This is a genomic window from Flavobacterium sp. (genome assembly GCF_049318185.1).
Lineage (GTDB): Bacteria > Bacteroidota > Bacteroidia > Flavobacteriales > Flavobacteriaceae > Flavobacterium.
In genome coordinates this window covers 1-4,772 of the sequence record NZ_JBMOGV010000131.1, presented here as the reverse complement: position 1 = coordinate 4,772, position 4,772 = coordinate 1, and the positions used below count along the sequence as shown (strand labels likewise).

At 35.9% G+C, this 4,772-nt stretch carries 4 protein-coding genes and 1 tRNA gene; 1 reads left to right on the top strand and 4 read right to left on the bottom strand.

The features are described 5' to 3' along the window. The first annotated feature begins 147 nt into the window (after window positions 1–147). Window positions 148–1,605 carry a magnesium chelatase gene (locus ACOYLT_RS10065; protein ID WP_422853723.1) on the top strand — a complete coding sequence of 486 codons (1,458 nt, stop codon included), beginning with the start codon at window positions 148–150 and terminating at the stop codon, window positions 1,603–1,605. 315 nt (window positions 1,606–1,920) lie between these two features. Here ACOYLT_RS10065 and ACOYLT_RS10060 read toward each other — a convergent pair. The 4 genes from ACOYLT_RS10060 to ACOYLT_RS10045 all read right to left on the bottom strand — a co-directional run bounded on the left by ACOYLT_RS10060 (window position 1,921) and on the right by ACOYLT_RS10045 (window position 4,497). Beyond that, window positions 1,921–1,994, bottom strand: a tRNA-Arg gene (locus ACOYLT_RS10060). 70 nt (window positions 1,995–2,064) lie between these two features. After that, complete coding sequence (locus tag ACOYLT_RS10055) at window positions 2,065–2,208, bottom strand: SsrA-binding protein (protein ID WP_422853724.1); 144 nt, start codon at window positions 2,206–2,208, stop codon at window positions 2,065–2,067. 58 nt (window positions 2,209–2,266) lie between these two features. Next, window positions 2,267–3,154: a hypothetical protein gene (locus ACOYLT_RS10050; protein WP_422853722.1), complete on the bottom strand. Its 888-nt coding sequence runs from the start codon at window positions 3,152–3,154 to the stop codon at window positions 2,267–2,269. Between the two features lie 122 nt (window positions 3,155–3,276). After that, entirely contained in the window at window positions 3,277–4,497 is a 1,221-nt protein-coding gene (locus ACOYLT_RS10045) for an MDR family MFS transporter (RefSeq protein WP_422853721.1), read from the bottom strand. Window positions 4,498–4,772 lie beyond the last annotated feature (275 nt).

The following is a 4,772-nucleotide window of genomic DNA, read 5'->3' as shown; positions in this document are numbered from 1 at the left end:
ATAACCGAAAACCCATAACCGAAAACCGATAACCGAAAACCGACAACCGAAAACCGATAACCGATAACCGAAAACCGATAACCGAAAACCGAAAACCGAAAACCGAAAACCGATAACCGAAAACCGACAACCAACAACCGAAAACCCATGAAAGAAATAAAAACACTAGCAGAATTAAAAAAGTCAGGATACATTTCAAGAAGTATTAAAGATGAATTGCGAGATAATTTACGTGAAAAACTAAAATCGGGGCAACCTGTTTTTGAGGGAGTTCACGGATTTGAAAATACCGTAATTCCTGAACTAGAGCGTGCCATTTTATCGCGTCACAATATTAATTTATTGGGACTTCGCGGACAAGCAAAAACCAGATTGGCGCGAAAGATGATTGAATTGTTGGACGAATACATTCCGGTGGTAGAAGGTTCAGAAATTAATGATGATCCTTTTAACCCCATCTCTCGTTTTGCCAAAGATTTATTAGCCGAAAAAGGCGATACAACGCCTATAACATGGTTGCACAGAAGCGAACGTTTTTCAGAAAAACTCGCTACTCCAGATGTAACCGTTGCTGATTTAATAGGAGATGTTGACCCGATAAAAGCAGCCAATCTAAAATTGTCTTATGCTGATGATAGAGTTATTCATTTCGGAATGATACCAAGAGCTAATCGTTGTATTTTTGTTATCAATGAGTTGCCAGATTTACAAGCCAGAATTCAGGTGGCTTTATTTAATATTTTGCAAGAAGGGGATGTGCAAATTCGTGGTTTTAAACTGCGAATGCCCCTTGATATGCAATTTGTGTTTACGGCAAACCCCGAAGATTATACCAATCGTGGAAGTATAGTAACCCCACTGAAAGATAGAATTGGTTCACAAATTTTGACACATTACCCAGAAAGTATTGCGGTAGCCAGAACCATTACGCATCAAGAGGCCAAATTGAATGACCAACAAACAGCGAGTGTTCATGTTCCATCACTTGCCAAAGATTTATTGGAACAAATCGCTTTTGAAGCCAGAGAAAGTGAATTTATTGATAACAAAAGTGGTGTAAGTGCGAGAATGACCATTACTGCTTTTGAAAATTTAGTAAGTACCGCCGAAAGAAGAGCGTTGTTATCGGGTGTCGATAAAACGACTATTAGATTGTCTGATTTTATGGGAATTATTCCCGCTTTGACAGGAAAAGTAGAATTGGTATATGAAGGCGAACAAGAAGGCGCAGCAGTAGTAGCAAAAAATTTAATAAGTAATGCTATTTATACGTTCTTTCCGGCGTATTTTCCAAAAATTGAAAAGCTAGAAAAAGACATTGATGCCAGTCCGTATGCTAAAATTCTAGAGTGGTTCTTTGCTGAAACAGGTTTCGAATTACTAGACGATGCTTCTGATGAAGAGTATAAAAAACAATTGGATGCAGTTGAACCTTTAGAAGACTTAATCCAAAAATACCAACCTCAAATACCTGCTGAAGACAAATACTTTTTAAAAGAATTTGTACTGTGGGGTTTGGTAGAATATGAGAAATTAAGTAAAGATAGGGTAGACGTGGGCTATCAGTTTAAAGATTTATACAGCAGTTATATCAATAGATTATAATGGGATAACGTAGATGCCTGATTGTAACAAAAAGGGATTGTATTAACTTTGGTCTTCCATCATAGCTTCGCTATGCATTACATTGGATTTTGCTTTGTAGTAATCATAAAACAATTTGGATCTTGCTTCGCAACATCCAGCAAAGCTCTGCCATACAAATCACTGGACTTTGCTTCGCAACATCCAGTAAAGCTCTGCCATACAAATCACTGGATTTTGCTTCGCAACATCCAGTAAAGCTACGCTTTGAGAATAAAACCAACAAAAAAACGCTCAAGCAAGCTTGGCGTTTTTTCTTATGATTTTATTCATTCGTGACCTCGACTGGATTCAAACCAGTAACCTTCTGAGCCGTAATCAGATGCGCTATTCAGTTGCGCCACGAGGCCTTTTTTGTGGGTGCAAATATAAGTATTAATGTCTAATATGCAAACTCAATATACTTTTAAAGCACTATTACTAATTCTTTAAAGCACGACTAGTAACATAATAACGCCAACCTATTATAGCCATTTGCCATTTCTTGGCTTTGGATATATCTAATCCTTGCTTGGTAAAACTAGGCAACAGAAGTTTGTTGATTTTGGCTAAGAGTGGATACATCATTGTTTTATTTGCTACAAAAATAGAACAAAACCATCGTAGATACGGTTTAATTACATTATGCTTTTTGAGTTTTTAAAATTGTTTTGGTCTTTTCTAACTCTTGCTTGGCTTTTTTGAGTTCCTCTTTGGCCTTTTCTAGTTCTTCCTTTGATTCTCGTAGTGACTTATAGCTTTCCTCAGTTGGATTGTTATCTTGTTGTTTTTGCATTAACTGATTGAGTTGTTCTTGCATCTTTTTCATTTGCTCGGCCATATTGCCTTGGTCATTAAAATTGAAATTAGGAAAGGCATCTTCGGCAGAGCGTTCTACTTTATTATTTTTTTGAACTTCTTCTAATTCTTCTTTGGTATAATCATCGCCACCTTCAACTACTTCACCATCTTCAATGACCAATGGTTTTTTGCCGTCTTTTTGGATAAAAGTTCTTGACTTGGCTGAGGAATTATCATCGCTAAAACTATAACTATAAGACTTAGTATTTTCATCATCATCACCCTGACTAAAATTGAATAATTGCATAGGGTTTTGTCCGTTTAAAAATCCATTAAAACCATTAGCACTAGATAAAAAGTCATCATTAACAGGTTCACCAAATCCAATATTCTCTCCTTGTTTAAAGAACTTAATGGTAGTAATCGGTTTTTGATTATCCATATCTAAGGAACCTTTATTTCCTTTTCTATCGGCATAAGTTACTTTGATAGCGGTTATTTCTCCTTTGCTGTTTCGTTTTACGGCATCATAGGTAATAGTTACACCATGATTGGCTAAAGCTTTGATGTCGTCTTTCATTTCTTGCTCTGGTGTATTTGCTCTCCAGGTCATCACGATATCGCCTTTGTCATCATTTGGTTTTATAACAAATGGTTTTTTGTCTTGTGAAAAGCCATTAGCTATAGTGATAATAAAAGCCACTAACATTGAGTTAAATTTTGTTTTCATAAGAATAATAAGTTTTAATTTTAAGTATAGCAAACTTAAAAAAAGATGTTTTTCAGTAAAAATAATTTAAAATTTATTTAACTATTTTGTAAGTAACTAGTAATGTAATAGGGATAGTTACTTTATGCCTTATATTCTCGCTGGATAAGTCGAAACACATAAACTCCAGCTATTGCACCTAACAATCCAAGTGTCCCCATAACCAACCAATTGATTTGGTAACCGAAATACTCAATAATTTCCATACCCATTTTAGTACTAAGAATGTGTGCTGAGCTGAAACTCATCGTGTATATTGCCATATAGCGCCCTTCATGTCCCTTAGGTGCTCTGCTAAGTGCCACCGAATTGGAGAAGGGGAATGAAAACATTTCACCAAAGGTCATAAATAACATCATAATAATGAGTACACCAGCCCATGTATTGATAAGCAGTAAGAATAGACTAATAGCCATTAGCAACACACCTGTGGCAACGACTTTCACTTTACTAATCTTGTGGCGTTCCACATAGCTAACAAGCGGCATTTCTAGGAAAAAAATCATTAAACCGTTCAGGGTTAAAAGCAAGCCAGTTTGCAACTCGGTTAAGTTAAATTGCTCTTTGTGATAGAGTGGGATAGTAGTAAATAATTGAAAAAATAATATACCCGAAATGAGACAAGTAAAAAGAAAAATCATAAAGGGCTTATCTTTGAAGACCGAGTGGGTAAACACTTCGCCGGGGTGAACTTTATCGCGATAAGCCGTTTTTTTCTTCTCTTTTACTTTTAGCCAAAAGATAAGAATTGCAATAATACACGTTGCACCATCAGCCCAAAACAATCCACGATACCCAATATTCATAATAATAAATCCCCCTATCGCAGGACCAGCAGCAAAGCCAAGATTAATCGCTAGTCTAACTAAAGTGAGGGCACGCGTTCTGTTCTCAGGTTTGGCATAAGCACCCAGTGACACAAACATCGCAGGACGATACATATCAGCAACTGTCATAATCAAAAACATACTGATACAAAGGCCAATAAAACTGGTGATGAATTGAATAACAAAAAAGAGAAGCCCACTTACCAGTAAACTAAAAATCATGATGCGGTAGAACCCAATTTTATCCGAAAGTTTTCCACCCAACCAAGAACCTAATAGGGAACCAATACCAAAGCAAACCATAATCCAACCTACCTCGCCATAAGTGAAATGCAAATCTTCTTTCAAGTATTTCGATAAAAAAGGCAATACCATTGTCCCAGCACGATTGATAAACGTTATGAGGGTAAGTATCCAAATCTCTCTCGAAAAACCTCTGAAATTATTAATATAGCGTTGAAAAGCAGTTTGCAGCATGTAGTGAGGATTGATTGGTCAAAGTTACAAAGTTTAGTTATAAGTTTCAGATGGAAAGTTTATACTTCCAGAACAAATAGTAAAAACCGCTACTCAAATCCCAATTCCCAATTCCCAATTCCCAAATCCCAATTCCCAAATCCCAATTCCCAAATCCCAAATCCTAAATCCTAAATCCCAAATCCCAATTCCCAAATCTTAAATCATAAATCTTAAATCATAAATCATAAATCTTAAATCATAAATCTTAAATCATAAATCTTAAATCATAAATC